23 protein-coding genes are annotated in these 24,945 nt (G+C 72.3%); 1 reads left to right on the forward strand and 22 read right to left on the reverse strand.

From position 1 onward, the window contains the following. Window positions 1–81 precede the first annotated feature (81 nt). The 11 genes from ACZ55U_RS25815 to ACZ55U_RS25865 all read right to left on the reverse strand — a co-directional run bounded on the left by ACZ55U_RS25815 (window position 82) and on the right by ACZ55U_RS25865 (window position 9,388). On the reverse strand, window positions 82–594 hold the full coding sequence (locus tag ACZ55U_RS25815) for a hypothetical protein (RefSeq protein WP_465529418.1): 513 nt from the start codon (window positions 592–594) through the stop codon (window positions 82–84). Window positions 595–868: 274 nt separating this feature from the next. Then, window positions 869–1,147 carry a hypothetical protein gene (locus tag ACZ55U_RS25820; protein WP_465529420.1) on the reverse strand — a complete coding sequence of 93 codons (279 nt, stop codon included), beginning with the start codon at window positions 1,145–1,147 and terminating at the stop codon, window positions 869–871. A gap of 82 nt (window positions 1,148–1,229) precedes the next feature. Next, complete coding sequence (locus tag ACZ55U_RS25825) at window positions 1,230–2,384, reverse strand: DUF932 domain-containing protein (RefSeq protein WP_465529422.1); 1,155 nt, start codon at window positions 2,382–2,384, stop codon at window positions 1,230–1,232. A gap of 438 nt (window positions 2,385–2,822) precedes the next feature. After that, window positions 2,823–3,734, reverse strand: coding sequence for a hypothetical protein (locus ACZ55U_RS25830; protein ID WP_465529424.1), 912 nt, complete (start codon window positions 3,732–3,734; stop codon window positions 2,823–2,825). Between the two features lie 51 nt (window positions 3,735–3,785). Next, window positions 3,786–4,055: a hypothetical protein gene (locus ACZ55U_RS25835; protein WP_465529426.1), complete on the reverse strand. Its 270-nt coding sequence runs from the start codon at window positions 4,053–4,055 to the stop codon at window positions 3,786–3,788. Between the two features lie 64 nt (window positions 4,056–4,119). Next, window positions 4,120–4,605 carry a single-stranded DNA-binding protein gene (ssb, locus tag ACZ55U_RS25840; RefSeq protein WP_465529428.1) on the reverse strand — a complete coding sequence of 162 codons (486 nt, stop codon included), beginning with the start codon at window positions 4,603–4,605 and terminating at the stop codon, window positions 4,120–4,122. Between the two features lie 579 nt (window positions 4,606–5,184). Next, window positions 5,185–5,892: a Fic/DOC family protein gene (locus ACZ55U_RS25845; protein WP_465529430.1), complete on the reverse strand. Its 708-nt coding sequence runs from the start codon at window positions 5,890–5,892 to the stop codon at window positions 5,185–5,187. Then, window positions 5,892–6,095, reverse strand: coding sequence for an antitoxin VbhA family protein (locus tag ACZ55U_RS25850; protein WP_045700686.1), 204 nt, complete (start codon window positions 6,093–6,095; stop codon window positions 5,892–5,894). Before ACZ55U_RS25850 ends, ACZ55U_RS25845 begins: the two co-directional genes overlap by 1 nt. Before the next feature lie 192 nt (window positions 6,096–6,287). Next, a complete protein-coding gene (locus ACZ55U_RS25855) occupies window positions 6,288–6,968 on the reverse strand; it encodes a hypothetical protein (RefSeq protein WP_465529432.1) in 681 nt (226 codons plus the stop codon). Next, on the reverse strand, window positions 6,965–7,570 hold the full coding sequence (locus ACZ55U_RS25860) for a hypothetical protein (protein WP_465529434.1): 606 nt from the start codon (window positions 7,568–7,570) through the stop codon (window positions 6,965–6,967). The genes ACZ55U_RS25855 and ACZ55U_RS25860 overlap by 4 nt, the downstream gene beginning before the upstream one ends. A 45-nt stretch (window positions 7,571–7,615) precedes the next feature. Further along, window positions 7,616–9,388 (reverse strand): ParB/RepB/Spo0J family partition protein, encoded by a 1,773-nt coding sequence (locus ACZ55U_RS25865; protein ID WP_465529436.1) that lies wholly within the window; start codon window positions 9,386–9,388, stop codon window positions 7,616–7,618. A 628-nt stretch (window positions 9,389–10,016) separates the two neighbouring features. Between ACZ55U_RS25865 and ACZ55U_RS25870 the strand changes: the two genes are divergently transcribed. After that, window positions 10,017–10,634 (forward strand): hypothetical protein, encoded by a 618-nt coding sequence (locus ACZ55U_RS25870; protein WP_465529438.1) that lies wholly within the window; start codon window positions 10,017–10,019, stop codon window positions 10,632–10,634. Window positions 10,635–10,675: 41 nt separating this feature from the next. Here ACZ55U_RS25870 and ACZ55U_RS25875 read toward each other — a convergent pair whose 3' ends face one another. The 11 genes from ACZ55U_RS25875 to ACZ55U_RS25925 all read right to left on the reverse strand — a co-directional run bounded on the left by ACZ55U_RS25875 (window position 10,676) and on the right by ACZ55U_RS25925 (window position 24,942). Then, window positions 10,676–12,016, reverse strand: coding sequence for an NUDIX domain-containing protein (locus ACZ55U_RS25875; protein WP_465529440.1), 1,341 nt, complete (start codon window positions 12,014–12,016; stop codon window positions 10,676–10,678). Further along, window positions 12,013–13,932, reverse strand: a complete 1,920-nt coding sequence (locus ACZ55U_RS25880) for an ABC transporter ATP-binding protein (RefSeq protein ID WP_465529442.1) — start codon at window positions 13,930–13,932, stop codon at window positions 12,013–12,015. Before ACZ55U_RS25880 ends, ACZ55U_RS25875 begins: the two co-directional genes overlap by 4 nt. Continuing rightward, on the reverse strand, window positions 13,929–14,255 hold the full coding sequence (locus ACZ55U_RS25885; RefSeq protein ID WP_465529444.1) for a MazG-like family protein: 327 nt from the start codon (window positions 14,253–14,255) through the stop codon (window positions 13,929–13,931). The genes ACZ55U_RS25880 and ACZ55U_RS25885 overlap by 4 nt, the downstream gene beginning before the upstream one ends. 119 nt (window positions 14,256–14,374) lie before the next feature. Next, window positions 14,375–14,977, reverse strand: coding sequence for a 3'-5' exonuclease (locus ACZ55U_RS25890; RefSeq protein ID WP_465529446.1), 603 nt, complete (start codon window positions 14,975–14,977; stop codon window positions 14,375–14,377). A 7-nt stretch (window positions 14,978–14,984) separates the two neighbouring features. Further along, on the reverse strand, window positions 14,985–16,079 hold the full coding sequence (locus ACZ55U_RS25895) for a hypothetical protein (protein WP_465529448.1): 1,095 nt from the start codon (window positions 16,077–16,079) through the stop codon (window positions 14,985–14,987). A 1-nt stretch (window position 16,080) separates the two neighbouring features. Continuing rightward, window positions 16,081–16,872: a thiopeptide-type bacteriocin biosynthesis protein gene (locus tag ACZ55U_RS25900; protein WP_465529450.1), complete on the reverse strand. Its 792-nt coding sequence runs from the start codon at window positions 16,870–16,872 to the stop codon at window positions 16,081–16,083. A gap of 17 nt (window positions 16,873–16,889) precedes the next feature. Then, window positions 16,890–18,014 carry a lanthionine synthetase C family protein gene (locus ACZ55U_RS25905; protein ID WP_465529452.1) on the reverse strand — a complete coding sequence of 375 codons (1,125 nt, stop codon included), beginning with the start codon at window positions 18,012–18,014 and terminating at the stop codon, window positions 16,890–16,892. Next, entirely contained in the window at window positions 18,011–21,058 is a 3,048-nt protein-coding gene (locus ACZ55U_RS25910) for a lantibiotic dehydratase (RefSeq protein WP_465529454.1), read from the reverse strand. Before ACZ55U_RS25910 ends, ACZ55U_RS25905 begins: the two co-directional genes overlap by 4 nt. A gap of 93 nt (window positions 21,059–21,151) precedes the next feature. Further along, complete coding sequence (locus ACZ55U_RS25915) at window positions 21,152–21,349, reverse strand: FxLD family lanthipeptide (RefSeq protein ID WP_465529456.1); 198 nt, start codon at window positions 21,347–21,349, stop codon at window positions 21,152–21,154. 52 nt (window positions 21,350–21,401) lie between these two features. Next, entirely contained in the window at window positions 21,402–22,625 is a 1,224-nt protein-coding gene (gene fxlM / locus ACZ55U_RS25920; RefSeq protein WP_465529458.1) for a methyltransferase, FxLD system, read from the reverse strand. Window positions 22,626–22,851: 226 nt separating this feature from the next. Continuing rightward, complete coding sequence (locus ACZ55U_RS25925) at window positions 22,852–24,942, reverse strand: hypothetical protein (protein WP_465529460.1); 2,091 nt, start codon at window positions 24,940–24,942, stop codon at window positions 22,852–22,854. Between the last annotated feature and the right edge of the window lie 3 nt (window positions 24,943–24,945).

A 24,945-nucleotide genomic window follows, 5' to 3' on the forward strand; every position in this document is an offset into this window, starting at 1 on the left:
TGGTCTCCTGGGCAGTTGGGGGCTTGGGGCTGGCCGAGCTCGGCACGGCCGCGAGGTTGCCGGGCCGAGCCCGGAGTGGGCTCAGGACTCGGAGGCGCCTGTCAGGGGCTCCCAGCTGGTGCCGTTCCAGAACTCGGTGACGGCGCCGGGGGTCAGCGGTTGGCCGAGGGCTTCGCGCAGCCGCTTTCGGCCGGCGGCGGTGTCAGGTATCGCGGCGGTGCCGGTGATACGGGTGCCGTCCGCGGTGACCTCACGCAGCATCGTGCGGCCGTGGCGCAGCTGGGCCCGGAGCGAGCGGGCGACGTTGTACTCCTCGATCAGCAGGTCGAGGAGCAGCGACAAGCTGACAGGCTTGCCGTCGAGGCGGCAGGCGTCGGCGAAGCTCGCGAAGTCCGCCGTGTCGAAGTCGCCGTGCGGCACGAACTCCGTGAGGTCGCCGTCACCGTAGTTCTGGGCCGTGCCGATCTCGCGGTGGCCGTGGCTGATGGTGGCCAGGAACGGCGTTCCGCGCAGCAGCGCCAACTCGCGGCAGGCGGTGACCTCGTAGCGGGGCTGGTCGGGGGTCTGGAGCCCGGTGTGGGGCAGGGTCGGCACGGTGTGGTTCTCCTGGTGGTGCGAAGGGTGAAGGTGGGCAGCAGGAGGGCCGCGCGGGGTTGGGCCGAGGTGCGGGGTCGATCCCCGCAGCTCGGCGCCCCGGGCCGGGGGCCGGCTGGCCACAGGCGGCAGAGGCCGGCGGGCGGTGCGGCGCTTGGTGCTGCGGTGGGAAAGCGGCCGGAGGGGTTGGGCCGAGGTGCGGGGTCGATCCCCGCTCCTCGGCGCTCCCGGCCGGAGGGCCGCCCAGCATCACGCTGGGCGGCGGTTGGCCCGGTTAGCCGGGCTGGTCGGCCTCGGGCTCAGGCTCGGTGTCCGTCAGCTCGCTGATGACCTTCTCGATGCCGATGGTCGTCCTGTGGAGCTGGTCACGGGCCTCGGCGGCGCGGTCGTCGCACAGCTCGAAGTAGCGGACTTCGTCGCACGGTTCGACGGGGCAACCGTCGCGGAACGGGTCGTAGGTCGGGAGGGCTGCGCGCAGTTTCTCCTCCCACTCCTCTTCGAAGGTGGTGACCTGGGCGACCAGATCGCGCAGACGGTCGGCGGTGGTGTTCACGGCGGGGTCTCCCTCGGGGCACTGGGCTGCGGCTGGTGGTCTGTGATGGGCCGCCCGGCCCGCCGGGCCGGGCGGCGGGCGGTCACAGCGAGGCGGCCAGCTCCATGGCTCGGATGCCGAGGGATTCGAGTTCGTGGGCCTCGTCGGCGTCGGGGAGGGTCTGGGCGACGGAGGTCACGGCGTGCATGACGCCACCGGCGGACAGGTCCGCGCCCCGGATGAAGTGGGCGAAGACATCGGCCCGAACCGCTTCGGTGAAGCGCAGGCGGCTGCTTACGGTGGTGATCGCCTTCTCGGGGTCCGCGATCCGGGCTCCGGCCTTGTCCTCGATGGAACGCAGCTGCCGGACGACGTAGTCATGGTCAAGGAAGGTGCGGACGGCATCGGCCGTCTGAGCGGTGACCAGGTCGAGGGTGCGGTCCTGGGTGGTACCGCTCCACTGGATCACGCCGTCGCTCTGTCGTCCGCCGATGTGTACGGACTTCATCGCGTCCTTGGTGATGGTCATGCCGTTGTCGCAGACCTGGACGACCAGCCGGGGCACGATCGTGAACGCGCCGCATCCGGTCTCGCTGTTGCTGATCTCGAACCCGGCGAAGACGGTGGGGTTGTCGCTGCCTCGCGCCTCGGTGAACGGGCTGCGGTAGTTGCGCAGCAGCTCAGGGGCGTAGGCGCGGACCTCGTCCGCGACAACCCGGACGTACATCCGCTGGTCGGTGAGGTCGCAGCTGTCCAAGCGGACCTGAACGCCCGCGTTGTGGACGCCCCGGAGTGCGGCCGTCAGGATGTCCAGGTTGTCGATGATCCGGTAGCTCGCGGAGAGGAAAGCGCGGGCCGTGCCGGTGTCCTCGCCCTGGCCGGGCCGGAGCGTACGGATCATGTAGCTCTTGGCCTCGCGGCTCTCGTGGTTCAGCCAGCCGTTGACGTTCTGATCCCACAGCTCCGGGGCTTCGACGCGGGTCTTGCGCAGGTAGCCCACCGGGATGCCCAGCTTCTCGGCCAGCCCCGCCTCGGCGACGCCGGTGAGGCGAAGCTCGGTGGCCTTGCGGGTGACCCCGTCCGGGGTGATGTCGTACTCGTAGTCGCTGCCGTCCACGATCAGCCGACCGCCTTCGGCGCGGATGTTCTGCGCCGGGGTGATGATGTCGGCCTTGCGGGGCTGCTGCTCCCGCAGGATGTCCACGATCTCGCGCAGGTTGGCGTTGCGGGTGGAGGTCTTGGCCAGGGAGATGGTCATGTACGAGGTCCCTTCGCGTGGGGTCGAATCGTGGGCGCTGGCCGGGGTTGCCCTCCCCGACCAACAAGACAAGAATACCTCAAAGAGGGTTTTTAGTCAAGCTTGAGAGCAGGGCCACCCACCCTGGGGCGCGGATGACGGACCGTCAGTTACGAGGGCGCACCTCCCCCGTCCCCCCGACAGCTGCCTGGGGTCCGGGGCAAAGAGGACGTCCGGGTCAAGGGCCGGCCGCAGGCCGGTGGCGCAGCCACGCGACCGCAGGGAGCCCCCTTGAGGCGGGCGGCCGGCTCCGGATACTGGGCCGCGAAGGGGGGCCGGGGGAACCGCGCAGCGGGGCGCCCGGACCAGAAAAGGCAGCCGCGCCGAAGGCGCGCCCGAATCCCGCCCCCGGCAGCAACCACCACCACCGGGGACAGTCCGGTGGTGGTGGTCGTGGACTCACACGGCGAGCGGGGTTTCGTCCTCGCGGTCGGGGATGTCCACGGCGAGCGCTGGGTGGATGGCGGCGATGCGGCGCAGGCGACTGCGGGCGTCGGCACGGGCGGCTGGACTGGGCGCCTCGCGGGCAGCCTCGGTGAGGTAGACGGTGAAGGCTGCGAGCGCGGCGGGGGTATGCAGGATGATCCGGCGGGGCTGGAAGACCGCCGCGCGGTCGCCGAGTCGGCGGGCGGCGGTCCACGCCCGGTAGAACTCCTGGGCGCCGGGGGTGAGGGGTTCGTGTCCAGCGAACTGGCCGCTGAGCCAGTCGGCGAGGAATCCGCCGACCTCCACGGTGGTGGGGCTGCTTTCAGGGCCCCGCAGTCGGGTCCAGCGGGTGATGCGGGCTTCCAGCGCTGCCAGGCGGCGGACGGCCGGGCGAAGTTCGTCGGCCTCCCGCGCCGCTCGGCGAAGCTGCTCATCGGCGGCGGCCCGCAGGTAGTTCGCGTGCTGGGCGTGGCGGTGGAGGTCTACACGGTACTCGGCGATGATCTTCTCTCCGACGTCCCGTGCGCGGGCGCGGGCAGCCTCGGTCGCTACTTCGTAGGGGCTGCGGTGGAGCTGTTCCCACGGGTCGCGGTCACTGGTCGTACCGGGCGGGAGCAGGGTGATGCCGTCGTAGATCCACGAGTTGTAGACGGCGAGGCGGTCGGTGTACCCGCTGGGGTTCTCGGTCGGGTCGTAGCGGCCCGAGACGAGACGCAAGCTGGTGTAGGCGTCGGGGTCGTCGCGTTCGCCGGGCGGGGCTTCGGGGTGCACGGTGATGGTGCCGAAGACGTGCGGGGCGCGGACGGTGTAGTAGGTGAGGCCGTTCTCTGCGTACTCGACGCCATAGCGCAGCAGCAGGCGGGTTGCGGTGTGGGTGGTGATCAAGGGTTCTCCGGGTGGCCGGCCGGGCCGCGGCGGCCCGGCCGGTGGGGTCGGTCAGCGCCGGGCATCCGGGGCGCCGGGCAGGAAGGGCGGGATGCCGCGTGCTTCGGCGGCCCCGTTGATGAGCTTCGGCAGGCGTAGGACCACCGCTTGGAGCCGGAGGAGGCCGACAGCGACGGCCAGCAACACGACGGTGGTGAGGACCTGGTCGTGGACGGCGCACGCCGCGCCGAAGCCCATGAGGGTGATGACGGTGCCGAACAGGCCGAGCTGGATCGTGTTGAGGGTGTTGATCAGCCCGGACTCGGGCGGGGTGTTGCTCACGGATGTGCCTCTCGGGGCCTGAGGTCGACAGGCCGGGCGGCTCGGTGCCGCCCGGCCCGGGTGATCATCCCGCCATGGCCGGGGTCGGCCAGGGGTTGGCGGCGGGCGGAGTGGTGGGGCGGGGCGGCCACGTCACGGCGGGCGCCCCCTGGGCGGGCGCGGCGTGCTGGGAGGCCGGGCGCTTCCCGGTCGCCTTGGTGACTTCGGCGGTGGCGAAGCGCAGCGCCGGGCCGATCTCGTCGATCAGCAGCTCGGTGTAGATGCGGCGGGGCCCGTCTGCGGGCTGGCAGGAGCGCTGCTTGAGCGTGCCGGTGACGATCACGCGGGTGCCCTTGGTCAGGCTCGCCGCGATGTGCTCGGCGTACTGGCGCCAGGCGACGCACGGCATGGACAGGGAGTCGCCGTCCCGCCAGGCGCGGGCCGTGCTGTCGTACGTCTTCTCGTTCGCAATGACGGTCATGTTGACCACCGCCGCGCCGCCGTCCGTGTACTGGAGGGTCGGATTGTCCGCGAGGTTGCCGATGAGGGTCATCTTGGTCTCGCCTGCCATGTTGCTGCTCCTCTTGGGGTTCGGTACGGGCGCTGTGGCCTCGGTCCGCCGGTCGGGGGTGCCATCCCCGACCAACAAGACAAGGATACCTCAAAGAGGGTTTTTGGTCAAGACTAGGAGTATGGGCCCCCGCCCCGGGAGGACGGGTGACGGACCATCAGTTACGAGGGCGCACCTCCCCCGTCCCCCCGATAGCTGCCTGGGGTCCGGGGCAAAGAGGGCGTCCGGGTCAAGGGCCGGCCGCAGGCCGGTGGCGCAGCCACGCGAAGCGCCCTTGAGGCGGACGGCCGGCTCCGGATACTGGGCCGCGAAGGGGGGCCGGGGGGACCGCGCAGCGGGGCGCCCGGACCAGAAAAGCAGCCGCGCCGAAGGCGCGCCCGAATCTCGCCCCGACAGCGACCACCACCACCGGGCGCGGCGGCCTGGGCGGTTCGTCAGCGAGCGCCGGGGCGCTTCGGACGGTGCTCTACTCTGGAGGTCCGCATGCTCCACCGCGTTCGCGGGGGTGCTGTGGTCTCTGGCCGGTGGACCGTGCCAACCCGTTCGCGGGGGTGTCCACCGGCCGCCATCGTTTCGGGGTCAGCGCCGGATGGTCGGGTGGTTGGGCGGCTGGACCGGCGGCGGGGGCTGGATCACCGGTGCCGGTGTCGGCGTCGGGGTTGCCCTGGCGGTCATGCTGGTCGCGGTGGCGGCGCGGGTCCTCGGTGTCGGCTGGTCAACGGTGAGGTCCGAGAGCATCGAGCGCAGCGGGCCGTTGTTGCCGTTGAAGCTGGCGATGGACGCGAGCGTGTTGCGGTCGGGGTCGAGCCGAGTCCAGTCGATCGGGTGCCCGGCCTCGGCTGCGAGCTGTCCCAGGAAGGCCCTCTGCGTCCGCCCGTTGCCCTCCCTGAACGGGTGCAGTGCGTTCACGTCGCCGTAGAGGTCGGCCAGGCCGGTGAGGAAGCTGTCGCGGTCGAGGCCGCGGAGGTGGTTCTGGCGGCGAGCGAGACGGCCGAAGGTGTCGTTCGCGAAGTCGGGGATCATGCGGACGAGGCAGAACCGGGTGTTGTCCTTGGCGATCTCGATGCTGCGGATCTGGCCAGCCCACGGGTAGATGCTGCCGAAGACCTCCCGGTGGAACGCCTGGAGGTGCGCCAAATCATAGGCGCCGGGGATCGGCTTCTCGGCGAGGCGGGTGAGGCGGGCGGCGGTGATGTCAGCCTCGGCGGCGGCGAGGGCCTGGTGGTCGGTGATGCCGAGCGTGTTCCGCAGAACGCCGCTGTCCGGGTCGGCGTACGGGTCGGCCATCAGGGGGCCGGCTGCTCGGTGCCCGGGGCGCGGTGGCGGGCCTCGGCGCGGGCCACCAGTTCGTCGGCGGAGATCGTTCCGGCGGCGTACTCCTCCGCGTCGGCGTCGTAGTCCGCCGTGGGGGTGAGCCCCTCCGCCTGGACGGAGCCCAGTGCGGAGGACAACGCGCGGCGGCGGCTCTCCGGAGTGTCGGGGTCGTGCATCGGTGTTGCTCCTCGTCTCCGCGCGGGGCGGGCGCGGGTGGTTCTCATCAGCGTACGTGCCCGGCGCTGACGGGCACACCGGCGCTCGGGAGGGGTGCGGCAGGTGGCCGGCCCCGGTCGGCGGGCGCGCGCGAGGGGGAGGGGCTCGATGCCCCTCCCCCTCGGTGCCGGCCGCCGGTTCGGGCGGCCGGGTCAGGCGGCGATCGGCGGGGCCTCCGCCACCGGCACGGGCGGCCGGGTCAGGCGGCCCTCGCCGGTTTCGGCCTTCTCGGTCAAGGCGGCCTGGGCCGCTGCCTGTTCCCGCTCCCGGGTCAGCTTCTCCTGGAGCTGGGCCACCTCGTTCTCCAGCTCCCGGATGGCCTTTTGGTGGTGGCGATGCCGGGCGGGTGCGTGCTGCTCGTCATGGGCCCGGCGCAGCTCGGCCGCCCATGAGCGGGTGAGCATGTGCTGGGTGATCGCGTAGACGATGGCGGCGGTCCTGCGCTGAGTGCCTTCCGGGGCACTGGGGCTGTAGTGGCCGCCGATCTCCCGCCGGACGACCAACCACCTGTGACTGGTCGGGTTCATCGACTCGGGGTGGAAGACCGCCCGTTCGGCAAGCTGGACTCCGTAAACGGTCGGCGCGTCCTCAAAGTGCCGGGTGAACGGGCTCGGCGTCGGCTTGCCGTACGTGATCTCGATGGCGTCGCCGGAGCAGCAGTTCAGGTAGTAGTGGCCCGGCTGCCACCCCACGGTGATGGTGCCGCCCAGCTCCGCGACGCGGTACAGGGCTGCTCCGTGATCCCAGTCCAGGGTGATGGTGGCGTGCATCCGGTAGCCGCCTTCGGTGACCAGGGTGACGTACTGCGGGCCGGTCGGCCGGGTGCTGTTCATGCCGCCGCCCGGGTGAGCGCGGGGGCCTCGGTGTCCTCGAACGTCGGTACCTTCCCGGCAGCCAGCTCCTCGAAGTCGGGCAGGTTGTCCCAGCGGCGCGCGGCGTGCCGGTAGGCCGTGGTCCAGAGGTTGAGCTGGCTGGTGAAGGCGTCCATGTCGGTGACGATTGTCAGCAGCCCGCCGATGCTGACGCGCAGCTGCGGCGCGCGGGTGGGGCTGATCTTCGCGGGCAGCGCCTCCACGATCGGCGGGCGGACCGGGGCGTCAAGGCGCAGGTGCCCGGATATCTGGCCCTCGGGCTCCGGGACGGCGCCGGACCGCACCCCCGCGAACAGCTTGGCTGCCTGGTCGGCGGCGCCTGCCCACGCGGCGTACGCCTCGTAGGCAGGCTGCGGGTGGGCGAGGCGGATGCGGGCGGACGGCATGGTCATCAGGATCGTCCGGGCGAGCAGCACGGCGTGCGTCTCATGGCGGCCAGCAAGGTGAACGGCGAGATCAGTCCGGACGGTGAGCGGCAGGTCGTCGGTGGTGGCGAGGTACAGGTGCATGCGGGCCTCCGGCGTGGGTGGTGTGGTCTGCGGGCCGGGGGTGTCCGGTGCCATCGGACACCCCTGGCCTGGTGGGGAGGGGTTCACCCCTCCCGGCGGTCAGGCCGCGATCGGTTCGTTGATCTCCGGGTAGCGGGCCTCCCAATCGGCTTCCTCAGCTTGCTCCCCCATGTCCTCGCTGGCCGGGTGGTCGGACTCGCCGTCCTCCACGATCGCGAGGTACCTGTCCAACGCGTCTTCCTGGTCCTCGTCCTGGGCCGTCAGCTCTTCGCTGCTCCCGTCCTCCTCGGCGTCGGCGACTACCTCCTGGCCGTCCTCGTCCTCCTTGTCCTCGTCCTCGTGCTCCCCAGTCAGCTCCTCGTCTTCGTCGTCGTCCTCGGTGGCGGCCTCCGCCTCGGCCGCCGCCCGCGCCTCGGCTTCGGCGATCTTCGCCCGGAGTGCGTCGACCAACTCGATCTCAGGCTCGTTCAGTTCGTAGCCGTAGGCGGTCAGGAACTCGAACCAGGCGACGGCAGCCCACTTCTTCCCCCAGCCGCGAACCACGTCGCTCACGTGGCGCTCAGCCCTGACCGCGACGCTGGCGAGCAGCACCAACGGCAGCCGCGCCTCAGCCGTACGCCCGACGAATCGCCCGTACCGCGCGCTGCGGTCGTCGTCGCCCGGCGCCTTGAGGAACTCCAGAACCTCAGGGCTCGTCTCGTCCGCCCCGAACCTGTACAGCAGCCCAAGCACCCGCTTGGTCAGCCCCTTTGGCACCTTCTTGGACCGGCAGAGTTCCTGGATGAACTCGTGCCGGATCTCCCGGGCGATCGCCAGCCCTTCCTGACGCTCGCGATCAGCCTGCTCGGCCGCTGCCCTGGCGGCCTGCTCCTCCGGGCTGAGGAACGAGTAGGAACCGGTCACATGGTGGCCGTACTGGTGAGGGTCACGGCAAAGGAACCTCGCCTTCACGTCACCGGGCGTGTTCTCGTGGAAGAACGCCGCGTTGCCGGGGCAGTCCTTGTGGCTCTCCGGAGTCAGGACCACTCCGTCCGCATCGGCGAGACGGTCAAGGCCGACCTCCTTCGACCCGTTCCACCCGAACCCGTACGGCTCGCCGACCATCCGGACACCGGTAGCCTTGAGGGCCTGGGTGGTCTCCTTCCGCAGCACGGCCGTCACTGCCTTGCGCCTCTCGTTCGCGAGGGCCCATTCCAGCTTTCCGCCCCGCTCAATCGTGTCGAGCAGCCGCTTGTACGCCTTCGGGTCGCCCTCGAACTCGGCCAGCTTCTCGGCGTCCTCCAGCGTGAGTTCGCCGTGGTCCACGGCCTGCCGCGCGCTCTTCGGCATCGCGGACAGCGCAATAGAGGCCCTGACCTTCTTCGGGTCCTGAGCGACTCGCGCGGCGATCTGGTCGGCGTCCAGACCGAGTTCGATGGACAGTTGTGCGTAGGCGTCGGCGATCTCGCTTTCGCGCATGTCCTCGCGGTGCATGTTCTCAACGAGCTGCGCGATGATCCGCGCTTCTTCGGCACTCAGGTCGTTGCGCACGATGACGTCGACGGTCCGGCTGGCCTCGATCGAGCCCTTGGCGCGCCGGTTGCCCAGGATGATCGCGATCCCGCCCTCGTAGGGGGTCGCGATGATCGGCTGGAGCAGGCCGTGTTCCTTGATCGAGCCGACGAAGTCGGGCGTCAGCTCGGCCTTGCGGACGTTGCGCGTGAAGATCAGCTCGGCCGGGTCGATTCCTTCAAGGAGGACCTTCGCCGGGACCTCCCCCGGGGCGGAGGGCTCGTCGCCGGGTTCGACCTCGGTTGCGTTCGCCAGCTCGATCGGCTCCGGCGCGCAGGTCTCGTCGTCCAGCAGCTCAGCGGGGGCGATTACGGTGGTCACAAATCCTCCAACAGGTGCCTGGTCTCTGCCTGTTGAGCGGGGGTGCCATCCCCTCCCAACAAGAACAATAATACCTCAATGAGGGTTTTTGGTCAACCATCCTGGTGGTTTCAGGCCGCTTCGGCCGAGGCGAATTCATGATCGTTTGTGGGTCGCGCGGAAGGTAGGTACGGCGGCACAGCTGACCAGCCCGTACACACCTCCCCCGTCCCCCTGATAGCCGCCTGGGGTCCGGGGCAAAGAGGGCGTCCGGGTCAAGGGCCGGCCGCAGGCCGGTGGCGCAGCCACGCGAAGCGCCCTTGAGGCGGACGGCCGGCCCCGGATACTGGGCCGCGGAAGGGGGACGGGGGCCTGTCCACCCCCCGGCGCCGCCCCGCAGGCAAGGAGGCACGCAGCACTGCTCGAACCGTCGCGCCCGCTCACACGCTGCGCAGCGGAGTTGCCCCGGACGGTGCGCGGAGAAACCAGCGAATCACCCTGCCGGACTGACTGACACCCGGCGCGCGTCCAGCGCTCAGGGGGCGCACACCGGTTTCGGCGAACGCGCCCCCCCGGCGTTCGCGGCCGTGGTAGACCGAGAACGTGATCACAGCGGCACACGGTGTAGCAAGGCATCCTGCGCGAGAGCGTGACGGTGCCCCGATCCGACCCGCAGATGGAGCAGCTGTGCTGGGAGATCGCCCAGGACACGACGATGAAGCCCCCCGTCGTCTACCCGAAGACGGTCTACCCGCAGGTGGTGTCCTGCGGACGCGGACCGTGCCGGACGGTCTCCGGGTTCGTGGCCCAAGGCCGTCTGGACGGCCCGCTGCTCCTGCTGTGCCCAGGGTGTGGCGACTCCTGGACCCCGCTCTGGGACGGCTGCTGGCGGCTCGACACCAAGCCGGAGGAGTTCAACCGCGGGCTGCTGGCCACCGCGCTGAACGACGCCGGAGCGCCGATCACGCAACTGGCGTCAGACCTACGGGCCTTGCGGTCAGCTGCGGCAGTTGGGGCCTGGCGGCTGGCCCGCTCAGACGCCGACTTCGCCTGGACTTGGCGCCGGTGGGGCAACCTGGCAGTCACCGTCAGAGCACTGCGGCACGCCATGTGGATCGAGGGCAACCACCAGCGCAGCCCGGAGTTCTCCGCGCTCCTGGCCCGCTCGATCGGCCTGCTTCTGCTCCCGGAGGCCGACCGGCTTGGCCAGGCTGAGCCGGTCGGCGAGGAGCTGGTGGCACTGGCGGCCGCTCTGGAGTGGCCGTGACCGCTGCGCCCGTCTACAAATGTTGACGGGCGCAGCCTGGTTCAGGCTCCGATCCGGTCGAGGTAGTGGGCGACGTACGGCGGGGTCTGGAGCGCGGCGACTTCGGCGAAGGGCACCCAGGCGATGCCCACGCCTTCGTCGCCGAGCCGGATCGCGTCCTTCGGGCCGGTGTACACCGCGTGCAGGACGCGGGTCATCGCGGAGACGCGCTCGTGGCGGGGGCCGGGCAGCTCCCGGACGTCGGTGATGGTGATCCCGGCTTCCTCGAACACCTCCCGGGTCGCGGTCTCGGGCGGCGTCTCGTCGTCCTCGCGCCATCCGCCGATGGGGGTCCGGTGTCCGGGCCAGGCGATGCCCTCCTTGTCGTCCCGGTGGTGCACCAGCAGCTCGCCGTCAGGCGTGGTGACGAACACGACGACGCCTTCGAAGTCCTGCTCGGGCGGGGTCGGGCGCTGGAGGTAGAGCACCCGGCCGGAGCGGGCGGCGCGCAGCACCTGGAGCCGCTCCCGGTACTCCTCGGGAGTCATGTGGTGGCGCCAGTCGTAGGCCGTCTCGAAGCGGTGCTCGCAGTGCTCGGCCGGGTCGAGGACGATGCGGGCCTGCTGCTCCTCGGTGAGCGTGCCGCCGTCGAAGACCCAGCCGATCGACGCCACGGGTCGGACGTGGTCGGCCTGCTGGTGGATGACGGCGATCAGCCGCTGCCGGCCGACCGGGTCCGGGTTCTCCGCGAGGAGGTCGAGGCCGATCTCCTCGCGGGCCTCGCGCAGCGCGGTCTCGAACGGGGACTCGCCGGGCTCGGAGTTCCCGCCGGGCCAGTCCCAGCGTTCGGTGTCCACGGAGTTGCGCATGCCGAGGACGCGGCCCTCGTGGTCGCGCACCAGGAAGCAGGCGTACGTCATCGGCCGGTCGATCGTGGCCAGGTACTGCCCGGCGGGCTTCCATCCGGCGGCGAGGCGGTGGGTGAGCCAGGTGATCACCTCGCGGTGGCCGTCGCTGGTCGGCGGCAGCTCGTCCGGGTGGAACCAGCCGTGGGCGTCGTGCTCGGAGAGGGTCACCGCCGTCCCGTCCGGGACGGTGCAGGTGAAGACGAACTGGCGGATCAGGCGGCCCCGGGGGTCGACGAAGTCCAGGGCCCGCACGTACTCGATGTCGGGGCAGTGGATGCCGGTCTCCTCGGCCAGCTCCCGGATCGCACCGTCCCGGGGGTCCTCGCCGTCGTCCAGTCCGCCGGCCGGGTAGTCCCACAGGCCGGGGAGCACGTCGTCCTGCGTGCGGCGCAGCATGAGGAGGCGGCCCTGCTGGTCGCGGACGACCGTTCCGGCCGCGACCTTCTGGACGCCCTCGGCCAGGGCCTGTTCGACGAGCAGCTTGTACGAGATCACGCGTTCTCCTCTTCCGGGGTGCGCTGCGCGGGGATGCCCGTGCGGTCGTTCTGGAGGTCCCACAGCTCCCGGAACCGGCCGCCGGTGTCGGCCACCAGTTCCTCGAAGGTGCCGCACTGGATGACCTCGCCGTGGTCCAGGACCACGATCCGGTCGGCGATGGCGACATTGGTGAGCCGGTGCGTCACCAGCACCACGGCCTTGTCACTGGCGAGTGCGCGCAGGTTGGTGAAGATCCGATGCTCCGCGCGGGGATCGAGGGCCGCGGTGGGCTCGTCCATCACCAGCAGCCCGGCCCGGCGGTAGAAGGCGCGGGCCAGCGCGATGCGCTGCCACTGGCCGCCGGACAGTTCCTCGCCGCCCAGCCACTCCACCGCGAGGAGCGTGCCCAGGCCCGAGCGCAGCTCGGCCAGCACCTCGTCCGCGCCGGAGGCCCTGGCGGCGGCCCACAACGCCTCGTCGTCGCCTTCGTCGTGGGGCTGGCCCAAGGTGATGTTCTCCCGGGCGGTCAGGGGCCAGCGGGCGTAGTTCTGCGGGACGACGGCGACCTGCTGCCACATCGCCTGCGGGTCCATGGTCCGGGTGTCGGTGCCGTCCCACTCCACCGCGCCGGCACCGGGCTCCGGAGTGTAGAGGCCGGCGAGGCACTTGGCGAGCGTGGTCTTGCCGGAGCCGTTCTCCCCGACGAGCGCCACGATCTCCCCCCGGTCGACGTGCAGGGTCACGCCGTTGAGCGAGGTGCGCTCGCTGGCCGGGTAGGAGTAGGTCAGTTCCTTGACGGCCACCTGGAGGGGTGGGGCGGGCCGGTGGGTACCGGTGCGCAGGGCGAAGCCCCCGGCGTTGTCGAGGAAGCCGAAGAGGTCGTCCAGGTACATGCCGATGCGGAACAGGTAGGCGCCGTAGCCGACGATCCCGGCCAGGCTGTTGGAGACCGAGGTGAGGACGACGACGGCCGCCCCGCCGTGGGGCAGGCTCATCCGGCCGCTGCTGACCAGCCACGCCATCGTCGCCCACACGATCCCGGCGCCGAGCCCGGAGGCGAGCGCGCCGAGGACGGACACCTTCGCGGTCGCCGCGGCGGCGTCCTTCGCGTTGCGGTCCAGGCGCCGACCGACCTGGTCGTACTTGGCCATCAGGAAGCCACTCATCGTGTCGGAGCGGACCTGGTCGGCCTGGGCCTTGACGTGGATGTACCAGCGCAGGTTCGCCATGATCCGCCGGTCCGCCATGGCGTCGCGGCCGGCGAGGTACTGCACCCGGGCGGCGCGCACCGAGGCCAGCCCTTGCGGCAGCGCGGCCAGGACCAGCAGCGGAAGCAGCAGCGGGTGGAGGTAGGCGATGACGGAGGCCGCGCCGATCAGCGAGCCGAGCGAGGCGAGCAGGTTCTGGGCCTCGCCCAGGATCTCGACGCACATCTCCGCGCCCCGGTCGGCCGCCTCCAGGTCGTCGGAGTACCCGGAGTGGTCGTAGGCGGTCAGCTCGGTGGCGAGGGTGGCGCGCAGCACCGTCGCCTCGGCCTCGCGGGCAATGCGGGGGGACAGACGCACCGTGATGGTCTGGTTGACGATGCCGAGCAGGCGGCGCAGCCCGGCGGTCGTGGCGATGACGAGGATGGAGGGCAGGGCCGCCGTCAGGCGGCTGGTCGTTGCCCCGGCGGCGAAGACGGCGCTGATGCCGTTGGCGGTGGCGAACAGGCCGGTGGCGCCGAGAACGGCGGACAGGATCTGGCAGGTGAGCAGGAGCGCGGCGGAGCGGGGTTCGATGCGCCAGGTAAGGGCGTAGGCGCGGGCGACGACCTGGGGCAGGCGGCGAGCCATCGCGGTGACGGTGATGGCCCGGGTGGCCTCGACGCGGCGCCGGTCGCCGCTGAACTCCAGTTGCTCGTCCGCGACCGGCCCGGTGGTGGTTGTGGTCAAGCGGTGGCCTCCCAGCCCTCGGCCTTGGTGCGGATGGTGCGCAGGTGCTCGGTGAGAAACCATTCGGGGTCGCCGCCGAGCATGCAGAGCGTGACGAGGGCGGTGAGGGCGGTGTCGCACGCCTCGGCGCGCACGTGGTCCCAGGTGTGGGAGCGGCCCTTGTTCGGATTGAGTCCGAGCGCTCCGATGATGGCCTGGGCGAGTTCGCCGGCCTCCTCCTGGACCTTGAGCCCTTGCAGCATCCGAAGCTTCTCGGGATCGTCCTTGAAGCGCGAATTCAGCTTATTAGCAACCAAGTTGGCGACTTGCAGCAGCTCTTCCATGGCGGTTGATCCTGCTCCCTGTTCGATTTCGCATCCAAGCGCCGGGAGGTTCCCGGCGGTTCTCGGCGAGCCCGGGTCGAAGACCACGAAGACCACGTTTTCGATTCGGGCCGGGCCGCTCACCACAAGGTCGGGTCTTCCTGCGGCTGGGGGTGGCCGGGCAGGCCGGGCGGGACGGCGGCGGCCAGCAGGGCGGTCCAGGTGGCGTGGTGCCCGGCGAGGTGGATCAGCAGCAGGGCCGCTGCGTGGGCGTCGAAGGCGGCTCGGTGGCGCTTCCCGGGGACGGCAGACAGGTCGATGCCGCACAACTCGATCAGCGCGTCCAGGCCGTACCCGGCGGCCTGCGGGTAGGTCGCGCGCGCCAGGCGCAGGGTGTCCAGCACCCCGGCCGGCTGCCACCCCGGCAGGTGCCGGGACAAGACGCCGTAATCCACGTGGGCGTTGTGCGCGGCGATCCACGCGCCCTCCAGGTCGGCGCGCACCCGCTCGCCGATATGCGGCCACGTCGGCGCGGAGGCGACGGCCTGGTTCGTGATGCCGTGCACCCGCACGGCCATCGGGCTGATCGGCCGGGGCGGTCGGATCAGGGTGGAGCGGGTCGAGGCGGACACCGGGCTGCCGTTCACCACCGGGACGGCGGCCAGCTCCACCAGGTCCGGCGGCTGGGCGCCGTTGCCCTCCACGTCCACGACGACGACCAGGGGCCAAGTGCTGTAGTCCATACGCTCCCTATCGGCTGGCGGCCAGACTGCGGGTGAGCACCGAGGCGGCGCGGTCGAGGGCGGCACTGAAGGTCTCGTGCAGGTCGGCCGGCAGCTCGCCCTGGTCCAAGCCGCAGGCGGACACGCTCTCGGCGATCTGCTGCCGTTCGGCGAGTGTGAGGGCGGCGGCGACGGCCGGGTGGGCGAGGACGTCGCGGGCCGCGTAGCCATCGCCGTGCTCCAGCGTCCGAGCGATCAGGAACCGGGCGGTGCCCTGGGCTCGCGGATGGCCGGTGACGCCCGCGGTGTCGAGAAGGGCGAGGCCGAGCCGGGTGTTGAAAACCGCGTTCTGCGGGTCGACTGCGTGCTGCTCGTAGGAGTCCAGCATCCCGGTGGGGTCAGCGACGGCCTGACACACGGCGGCCAGGCAGGCGGTGACGGTAGCCTCCCAGGGGTCGCCCGGCAGGGTGGAGGCCAGCAGCGCGAGCGCGCCGCCGGTGTCGCCGCCGAGCGCTGTGGCGAGTACGGCGATCTGGCGGCCCTCGAACATGCGCCGTCCGACCATCCCCGGGCCGTCCAGGTGGGCGTGGGCCTCCTTCCACCGCCCGGCGCGGGCCAGGGCCCGGGAGCCGTCGACCAGGAAGGTGCCGCGCGTCCACTGCACGACCTCCTGGTGGTCCTCGTCGTAGGCGGTCAGGGCGGTGACGGGCACCGCGATGCCCGCCACGGTGGTGTCGGTGCGGGTGGTGACTGCTTCGTGGAGTGCCCGGAGGACGTCGAACGCCTCGTCGGCGTCGCCTTCGCGGATCAGGAGGTTGGCGACGTTGACGATGGGTGCGAGCGAGTGGCAGGCGTCCTTGGCCGCCAGCGGCGCGGCGTCGAGGAAGAGCCGGGCATGGTCGGCGCACAGGCGGCGGGCAAGGTCGTGCAGGCCGAGGTCGCAGGCGATCAGGGCGGCGAGGTTGTGGACGGCGGAGGCGCCGGTCGCGTCACCCTGTGCCTCAGCCTTGCGGGCCTGCTCGTCCAGGCGCTGTATCCGGACCGGAAGCGGCGGGCACGGGGGCCGGTGCCGTGGGGCGAGGGGGAAGCGGGCGGCGATCGAGCGAAGACGGTTCAAGTCCATGTCACTCCTTACCGAACACGAGGCTGCTGGCGGTGGACGCAATGGCGCCCTGAACGGCGGGGCTCAGGCCCATCCGGTTGAAGTGGAACAGCACGTGGTGCGCGAGGACCGCGCGCAGGCCCCGGGTCAGCTGCCCGTCGTGGGCCAGGCGCACCAGGCGGCGGCCGGCTCGGGCATGGACGTCGAGCCACGGCGCGGCGAAGGCGAGCGGCCCGCTGTACAGGGTGCTCCCCGGGGCGGTGTCCACGCTGACCAGCCGCTGCAGGGCCGGGCCGAGGCGGGCCAGCTGCTCCAGGTCGTCCTCGGCCTGCCGGTGGGCCGCGACCTTGGCCCAGACGTCGCCCTGCTCGTACCACTCCTGTCCGGCGCCCCGCAGGAGGGCGGTCACCAGGAGGATCGCCAGCTCGCGCCGCCGGTCCCGCTCGCCGGGGGCGGCGAGGTGGTCGAGCACCCGGCGGCTGTCCTGATGGAAGAGCAGGTGCGCGGCGTCCATCCCCTGCTCGCCGCCGAAGGCGTGGACCTCGGGCTCGTAGACGACCTGCGTCCAGCCGCTCACCCTCGGGTCGGCGAGCGCGGCGGTGAGCATCCCGATGACCGGGGCCGGGTCGGCGCCGTCCGGGACCTGGTAGCGCACCCGCCACACCTCGCCCTTGCGGACGAAGTGCCAGCTCTCCAGGTGCTTGGCGGCCTCGGCATCGAGGAGCGCCGGGCGCAGCCGGGCGAGGGCCGCCGGTTCGGCGGCGGCCTGGTCGGTGAAGCGGACGTGCAGCTGGAGCATGCTGGTCGCGGTCACGGCGCCTTCCGGGTCGGTCAGTTGAGGAGCAGGCAGGAGTCCCAGCCGGACAGCGCCGCGCCGGTGGCGGCGGTAGCCTGGGCCAGGGCGGCGCCGGTGGTCCCGTCGAGCAGGCCCGCCAGTTCCTCGCCCGGCTCGGGCAGCAGAGCGGCGAGCACGTCCAGGTGTTCGGCGAACTGCGGGCTGGTGCTGTCCTGGGCGATGCGCCACACGCTCTGGTAGAGCCCGGCGGTGCCGTGGCACAGCCCGCCGTCGTCGGGCAGCCGGCCGAGCTGAGTCGGGTCGGTGAGGCAGTCGAGCACCGCGGCCTCGGCGAGCTGCCGGCGGGCGGTGTCGGCGAGCGCGAGGCCCGCGAGCTGCTGCGCCCGGGCGAGCCCGGGGGTGCCGTAGCACCACGACGGGCGCAGCGGTCCGCGCTGGCGGGTACGACGGGCTGCTTCCTCGGGGCGGGTGACGACTTCGGGCCACCACGCTCCGGTGGGTCCGTCCTGGCGCCAGGCGTCGAGCCACGCCAGGATGCGGCGGATGGCCACCGGCTGACCGAGCACGGTGACGCCGTGGCGGGTGGCCAGCGACAGCAGGGCCAGGGGGCCTGCGATGCCGTGGGCCAGGCCGAGGTTGCCGTGCCCGCCCAGATACTGCGGTGAGCGCTCGCCAGAGGGGGCGAGGTGGGTCCACCAGCCGGGCAGGCCGTTGGGCAGCGGGTCGGTCAGGCGCACCAGGTAGGCGAGGACTTCCTCCAGCAGCTCGCCGCCTCGGTGATGGCGCAGCAGGTGTGCGCCGATGCCGGTCAGTCCGTAGAGCAGGTCGTACTCGGCGAACTCGGGGGTCAGGCCGCGGTCGATGCGGGTGTGTGCGGCGGCGAGCCGGGCGCGGGTCGTGGTCTCCACGGCCTCGTCCAGGGCCCGGATCGCCCGCTGGTAGCGGCCGGGCCCGATGGTCGCGGTGTGGACGGCGTAGGCGGCAGCTGGCGCTCCGTAGAACAGGCCCATGCCGGGGCCCGCGCTGACGCCGCCGTGCATGGCCTCGGCCAGGTGGGCGTGGACGCTGTGCCAGCTGCCGTGGCCTGTGGCGGCCTGCTCGATGTGCAGCAGGGCTTGGCCCGCCGCTCCCTTGGCCAAGGACTGGGCGGCCCGGTTCACCGTGTGGCCTTCGCGGTGTAGGTGAGCGCGCCGGCGCGGGCCAGGCGGTGGCAGAGCCGTTCGCTGTCGCGGTCGATCCCGAGGGCGCGCACGTGGTGCATGTGCAGCAGGGACAGGAGCACCTGGTCGTCGTCGGGGTCGGCGGCGGTGAGCTGGTCGCGGTAGGCGGCCAGCGCCAGGGTCCGGTGCGCCCAGGCGTCGGCGACGGCGGCGCCGGCGGGCGTTTCGCGCAGCGCTGCCCAGTCCTGGTCGGGGTTGGCGAGGCGGACGGCCTGCTGGTGCACCTCACGCGCGACCGGGGTGGGCGAGCTGGGCGGGATGGTGGAGGTGAGCCAGCGCATCCCGGCCTCGGTGCCGTGGAAGCCGGCGGCCAGGGCCGCCATGCCGGCCCCGGTGACCGCTCGCGGGTCGAGCCCTGAGGCGGCGATCAGGCGCAGCTGGGCGACGACGGCGCGGGAGTCGGCGGCGAACACCGCCTCCGCTGCGGCCAGCGCCCGGCCGTGGCCGTAGCGGCCGGCTTCGGGCTGGTAGGTGTCCAGCTGGAGGTGGGTGATGAGGCCGAGGTCGCGCAGCCGGGCGGCCCAGGTGCCGACGTGCAGGGCGGCCGGGCCGTAGGCGGCCGTGTCCGGCAGGGGAAGGCGCAGCCGCAGGTGCGGGTCCGGGTCCTTGTAGTGCAGGAACCACCACTCGGGCTCGGTGTCGAAGGCGGCGAGCAGCGCGGGCAGGTGGGTGGTCAGGATCTCCGCGTGCCGGTGGGGGTGGCCGTAGATCTTCGCCGACAGGTAGCCGGTGGCGCCGGGCAGGTGGCCAGCGGCGCGCAGCCGTACGGGGATGCGGCGGCGGGCGGCGGGGACGGGCGCCACGGTGCTGGCCAACGGCATGGTGATCTCGTGAGGGCGGCCATCGATCCAGCCGAACGCGTCGGCGGCGGGCGCCTCGGTCAGCTCGGCCGCCGGATGGTCGGCGAGGTGATCGCGCAGCAGCACCAGATGCGCGCTCTCGTCCAGGTTCAGGCGAAGGCGCAGGTCGTGCTGGGTGAGGAACACCCGATCCGGGACACGGTAGAGGGTAAGCCACCGTTCGGCGGCCTGCCGCCACGTCGGCCAGGGGGCGGAGGCCGGCGGCAGGTCGGCGGCGGCAAGGCGCCAGCGGGCCGGGGTCAGGACGGTGCGGCGGTAGCGGACCCGGGGCAGGAAGGGCAGTTGTCCGGCCGCGCCCCAGTCGAAGCCGGTGTAGGTGGGGGTGTGGGCGGTGGTGATCTCGCAGAGGAACCGGGCCAGGGGCTGGGTGTTGTTGCGGAACTCGACCGCCGTCATGACCCGCGGTTCGACCGGCCGGCCGGTGGACAGGGAGAGCAGCCACATCCGCTCGTGGTCGCCGCACACCGCGAGGTCGCGCACGTCCAGCACCTCGCCTGCGGCGGGGGCCGGGTGTTCGGCCAGCGGCAGGAACTGGGGAAGGACGGCGGGGGCGCGGCCGACGTTCTGGACCCGGGCGTGCAGGGGCGGGGCGGACACCTGCACGGGGATCGCCTCGGCGGCCAGGGTCGGCAGGGCTGCGTACGCGCCGGTCATCCGGTCGCACTCGCCCGGGTCGAGCAGGGACAGGAACCGGCCGGTGGTGGTCCCGGCGGCCCGGGGCGTTCCGGTCACGGTGAGAGTGAAGGCCCCGCTGTCCAGGTGGGCTCGGGTGGGCGCGCTGAGGGTGAACGTCAGCTCGGCGTGGGGCTGGGCGTGGTGACCGGGGGCGAGGCGGGCGAGGGCGGTGACGGCCTGGTCGTCCAGGACGGTTTCGGTGCGCCCCTCGATGGCGGCGGCCTGGGCCAGGGCGAGGAGCCGGGCGTCACGGCCGTTCAGGGCCGGGCGGGGTATCTCGTGCACGGCCTCGCGGTAGCGGGCGGGGAAGCCGAGCCCGGAGTTCGGGTTGGTGATCTCCAGGACGGGAACGACAGCGCCGGCGCCGTACCGGTCCAGGTAGCGGTCCCGGTAGTCCCGCCAGGCCGGGAGCCCGCCGGGCTGGGGGGTGAGGCGGGTCAGTGCGCTCACGGCGGCCTCGGCCTCGACCGCGACCTGGCGCGGGAGAGTGAGGGCGGCATCCAGCAGCAGGTCCACCATCAACGGCTTCTCGCCGGGCAGGGCCTTCGCCATCGCCGTGGCGATGGCGGAGCGCACGGCGGCCGCCTCGGCCGGGACCTTCGCGGTGTCGTGGTGGCGCAGGGCCTGGCGGGTGTCGCGCAGCACCTTGAGCAGCGGGGCGATGGTGGGAACGGTGTCGGCCTGGGCCTGGTCGAGGGCCGCGAGGACGTGGGCGAGCGGGTCGGCGGCCGTCATCGGCGGCCGAAGAGCGGTCAGCAGAACCCGCTGGGAAACCAGCGAGGACAGCAGGCCCCGCACCGTGACGGTGGCGGCGGTGGGGAAGTCCGCGGTGAGCTGTCTGGCCAGCGCCTCGACTCGCACCGGTAAGACGGCGGCGGCGAGCACCGCTTCGACGGGCCGGGTGCGCCGGACGGCGACCTCTCGCGGATCGCCCCCGGGAGTCGGGTTGGCCTGCCATGGCACCACGAGGCGGTCGCCCTGGTTGAAGCACAGCGGGTTCGCCACCACCGGCAGCCGGTCCAGCAGATCCGGGTCGGCCTCCATGGCGGTGATGGCGGCCGACAGCCACGCCGCGTCCGGCCGGGCCACCGCGCGGTGCCCGCTGCCGAAGGACAGGGCCAGGCGCTCCCCGATCCGCGCCGGGGCGATTCCGGCGAACAGGCCGAAGGGCGTCGCCCTGCCGTGAGCTCGCAGCAGGTAGCGCAGGACAGACACGGTCAGGCGCCGCAGCTGACGCGTCGGCAGGACCTGCCCGGCGGCCACCGCCATGACCCGGTCGGCCACCACGGGACTCGCCACCATCACCGCCTGGGCGAGCTCCTCGTTCGACCAGACCCGTTGCAGCCAGGCCGTCCACTGCGCGCTGTCCCCGCCGGCCAGGTCCGGCCAGTCCTGCTCGACCTGTACGGCTCCCGCCCTGAGCAGGACGGCATCCACGGCGCGGTACAACGCTCACCCCCACGAGAAGACGGACATGGGCCCGGCGGGCGGACCAGGACGCTTCGGTCCCCGGTCCGCCCGCCGAGCGTTCAGCTGTTCACATCAGGCGACGTTGCCGCCGCCGCTGGCGCAGGCGCTGCCGGAGCAGGTGCTGCCACAGTTGTCGTTCGTGTCGCGAAGCAGGTGCGCGAACACGTCCCCGCTCTCCACGATGGTCGGGTCGAGGTCGAACTCCGAGCCGTCGAGGCTGGTGACCGTGGTGTTCTCGGTCTCCGGCGCGATGAGCGTCTGAGGCGCCATGCTGATCCCCTCCTTGGGTTGTCGGTTTCCTTCTTTGGCCTGGCCCCGAAGATCAGGGCCAGGAGATCGTGATGCGGGTGTGCCGCTTGTCGATGACGCGGTCCTCACCCAGCAAGTCGTCCGGCGTCCCGGCCGGGTAGACGGTGAACTTCGGCCCCGGGCCGGAGCGGTGGGCGCGGTCCCAGACCCGGACCTGCTCGGCCAGCTCGGCGGCGAGCTTCGCCGCGTCGGGCCCGTAGCCGTGCGCGCCGAACTCGAACGTCTTCGGCTCGTCGCTGACCTTGCGCAGCGCGAGGTGGGCCAGGCTCGCCCCGTCGGTCATCGCCGGACAGGCCATCCGGTTCTGCGGAGCGACGAGCTTGGTCCCCGCCCTGGCGGACAGCATGCAGAACCCCGGCAGCGCGCTGGCCAGCCACAGGTGCAGGGAGTCGAACGGCTCGGTCTGCCCGACCGTCACCGCGGTCCACTCCTCCACGCGCTCGGTGTCCAGCGCGCCGGTCAGCTTGTCGGCACCGGTCGGCGGCTCCTCGTCGAACCGCAGTCCGACCTCCTCGCCGTGTAGGAGCAGCAGCTGCTCCTCGTGCGCGCCCTCGCCCTGCATCCGCACGAACCCGGCCATTTCGGCGGACACGCTCACCAGGCGGTCGCCGTCGCGGCGCAGGGAGACCGAGCGGGAGACGCCGCGCATCCGCAGCGGGACCGTGATGGTGCCGTGCTCGGTGAGCTGGTTCACCCAGGCCGGCGGGATGTCCCAGGCCCCCACGGTGACGAGGATGCGGTCGAAGGGGGCGTGCTCGGGGCAGCCCTGTTCGCCGTCGCCGAGGACGACGTTGACGCGGTCGTAGCCGGTGGCGGCCAGTCCCCGGGTGGCCCGGTCGGTGACGTCTTGGTCGATGTCCAGGGTCGTCACCTCGCCGGTCTCGCCGACGATCTCGGCGATCATCGCGGCGTTGGTGCCGCTGGAGCCGATCTCCAGGACTCGGTGTCCGGGCTGGAGGTCGGCCTGCTCCAGCATGAACGCCTGGATGCGGGGAGCGGAGACCGAGCTGATCGCGACGCCGTGTTCGTTCCGCTTGGTAATCACGACATCGTCCACGTCGTACGCCTGCTTGGCGGGCGCCTCGGGGACGAAGACCTCGCGCGGCACCGTGCGGAACGCGCGCTCGACGCCTTCACTGATGATCTTGCCCTCGGCGAGCAGCTTGTCCGTCATCGCCGAGCGCAACTGCTCGGGGGTATCAGCGCTGGTCACGTCGGTCTCCATCGTGTCGGGCATGGGGACTCCCTCTCATGTGATGAGCAGTCAACTGCACGGGCCAGCCGTACAGTTCGGAACCGACAGCGTACGGGCCGCCACTGTCGGTGGTGACCGGCGGGCGGTGCCGGCCACCGGCGGACATCCGGCCAGGTGAAGCAGGACCGGCCGGGTGTCCAGGAACCGACTGCCTCGGGTCACGCCTTCCAGCGAGCGGCAGGGCAGCCGAAGTCGTCGGGGCTTGCGATCACGGGGCGTTCACCCGGGTGATCCGGGCGTCGAGGCGCTCCATGTCCCTCAAGCTGGCCAGCGCGGCGTACCGGTCGAGGCTGGCGCCGTACCAGGCGAGCGCCACCTCCTTCGCCCCCGCGCGATCGGCATCCTGGCCGAGGAACTCCGTGGCGTGGGCAAACCAGTGGGCGTGGCCGATGTCCTCGAACATCTGCCGGGCTTGGGTGAGGGCGGTGACGGCGAGGTCATGCCGCCCGGCCAGGGAGTGGGCTTCGCCGAGGAAGGCCAGGGCCCTGGCGGCGTTGAGCGGGTCGGGCGGCTTGAGCAGGGCCAGACTCGCGTGGGCCTCCGAGAGCGGCGCCACGCCGTCGTCCGGGAAGCCCTGGCGGGCAGCGGCCGAGCCGAGCAGGATGTCCGCCAGCGCGGCACCGCGAAGGTCTTCGAGGTCGTCGTAGAGGCGGGCCGCCTCGATGAGGTGGGGCTTCGCGTCGGCGTAGTGATCGCCGGCCCACAGGGACGCGCCGATGCCCATCGTGCACTGGGCGATCCCGCCAAGGTCCTCGTCGGCAGTGGCCAGGTCGAGAGCCTCCTGGTAGCGCTGTCGGGCGTCGGCGAGGCGGCCGGTCCCTTTCAGAGCGAGGGCCAGAGTGGTGGTCATCTCGCGGATCGCCATGCGGTCGCCCCAGAGCTTGGCGGAGCGCAGGCCCTGCTCGTGGGCGGACACGCTGAGATCGAGCCGCCGCAGGCGGTGGAAGAGCGGCCACAGGTCGTGGACCAGGACGGTCAGCGCCTGGTGCTCGCCGAGTTCGCGGGCGGCGTCGAGGGCGGGCTGGACGGCGGGTGCGATGGCCTCCAGCCAGGCCAGCGCGCTGTGCTCGCTGTCGAAGCGGATCGGTTCGCTGGGCAGGTGGCGGTGCTGCCGGGGCAGCACGCGGTGGTGCGGGGTGAGCTGCTGGACGGTGGCGTGCGCGGTGGCGGTCAGGACGTCCAGGTAGCGCTGGACGACCAGGGCCCGGATCTTGTTCGAGTCGGCGCCGACTGCGGCGGTCCGGAAGCTGTCGCGCAGGGCGGGCCGGAGCTGGTACACCTCGCCGCGGCCGGTACATCGGCCGGTGTGCTCCAACAGGTGCCGGGCGGTGAGGTCTTGGAGCAGCTGCCCGGTTTGGACGACCGGGGTCGCGGTCGCCGCGGCGGCTGTGAGCACGTCGAAGTCGGGTGCGGGCAGCAGCGCCAGGTGCCGCAGCAGCCGGGACTCGGGTTCGGGCAGCGACTCGTAGACGAGCGCGGTCGTCATCGTGACGGTCTCTGTGGTTGTGGGTGCGGCGAGCACCGGGTGAGCGCTGAGCGGCCGGGCCGGGTCGAGCACGGCCTCCCCGGCGGCAAGGCCGACCGCGAGCGGGTTGCCGCCGCAGGCCAGGACCAGCGCGGCGGCGGCCTGCGGCCCGGCGTGGACGCGCTGTTCGCCGACGATCCGGCCGAGCAGCAGGAGGGCGTGCTCGGGTGAGAGCGCCTCCAGACGGTGGTGGCGTGCGCCGTGGGCGGCGAGCGAGGGAAGGGGCGCCGAGCAGGTGACGACGACCGCACACTGCGGGCTGGCGGGCACGAGCGGGAGGACCTGCTCGGCTGCATCGGTGTCCTCCAGCACCACCAGCAGCCGCCGGGTAGCGGTCACCGACCGCCAAAGCGCCAGCAACTCCTCGGTGTGCCAGGGCAGCACCGCGCCGTTGCCGAGACCGAGCGCCCGGAGCAGGACTCGGGTCACCTCGCCGACCGGGGCCGGGCGGCCGGCGGCGCGCAACCGGGCGACCAGTTGGCCGTCCGGGAACCGTTCGGCGGCCCGGTGGCCCCAGCGGGCGGCGAGGGTCCGCTTCCCGATTCCGTCCGGGCCGCTGATCACCGCGACCGGCGCGGTGGTCGGCGGCGGGTCGGCCAGTGCCGTGTCCAGGAAGGCGAGCGCGTCCGAGCGGTCGGTGAAGACCGCGGGTACTGCGGGCAGTTGCCGAGGGGTTGGCCAGGCCCGCCGCTCGGGGTGGAAGTGGATGGTGTGGATGTCGCGTGCCTGCACGGCGGTCTGGAGCTGGGAGGAGCCGCCGATGGTGTTGCTCACCGA

Source organism: Kitasatospora sp. NPDC034533 (assembly GCF_055575155.1).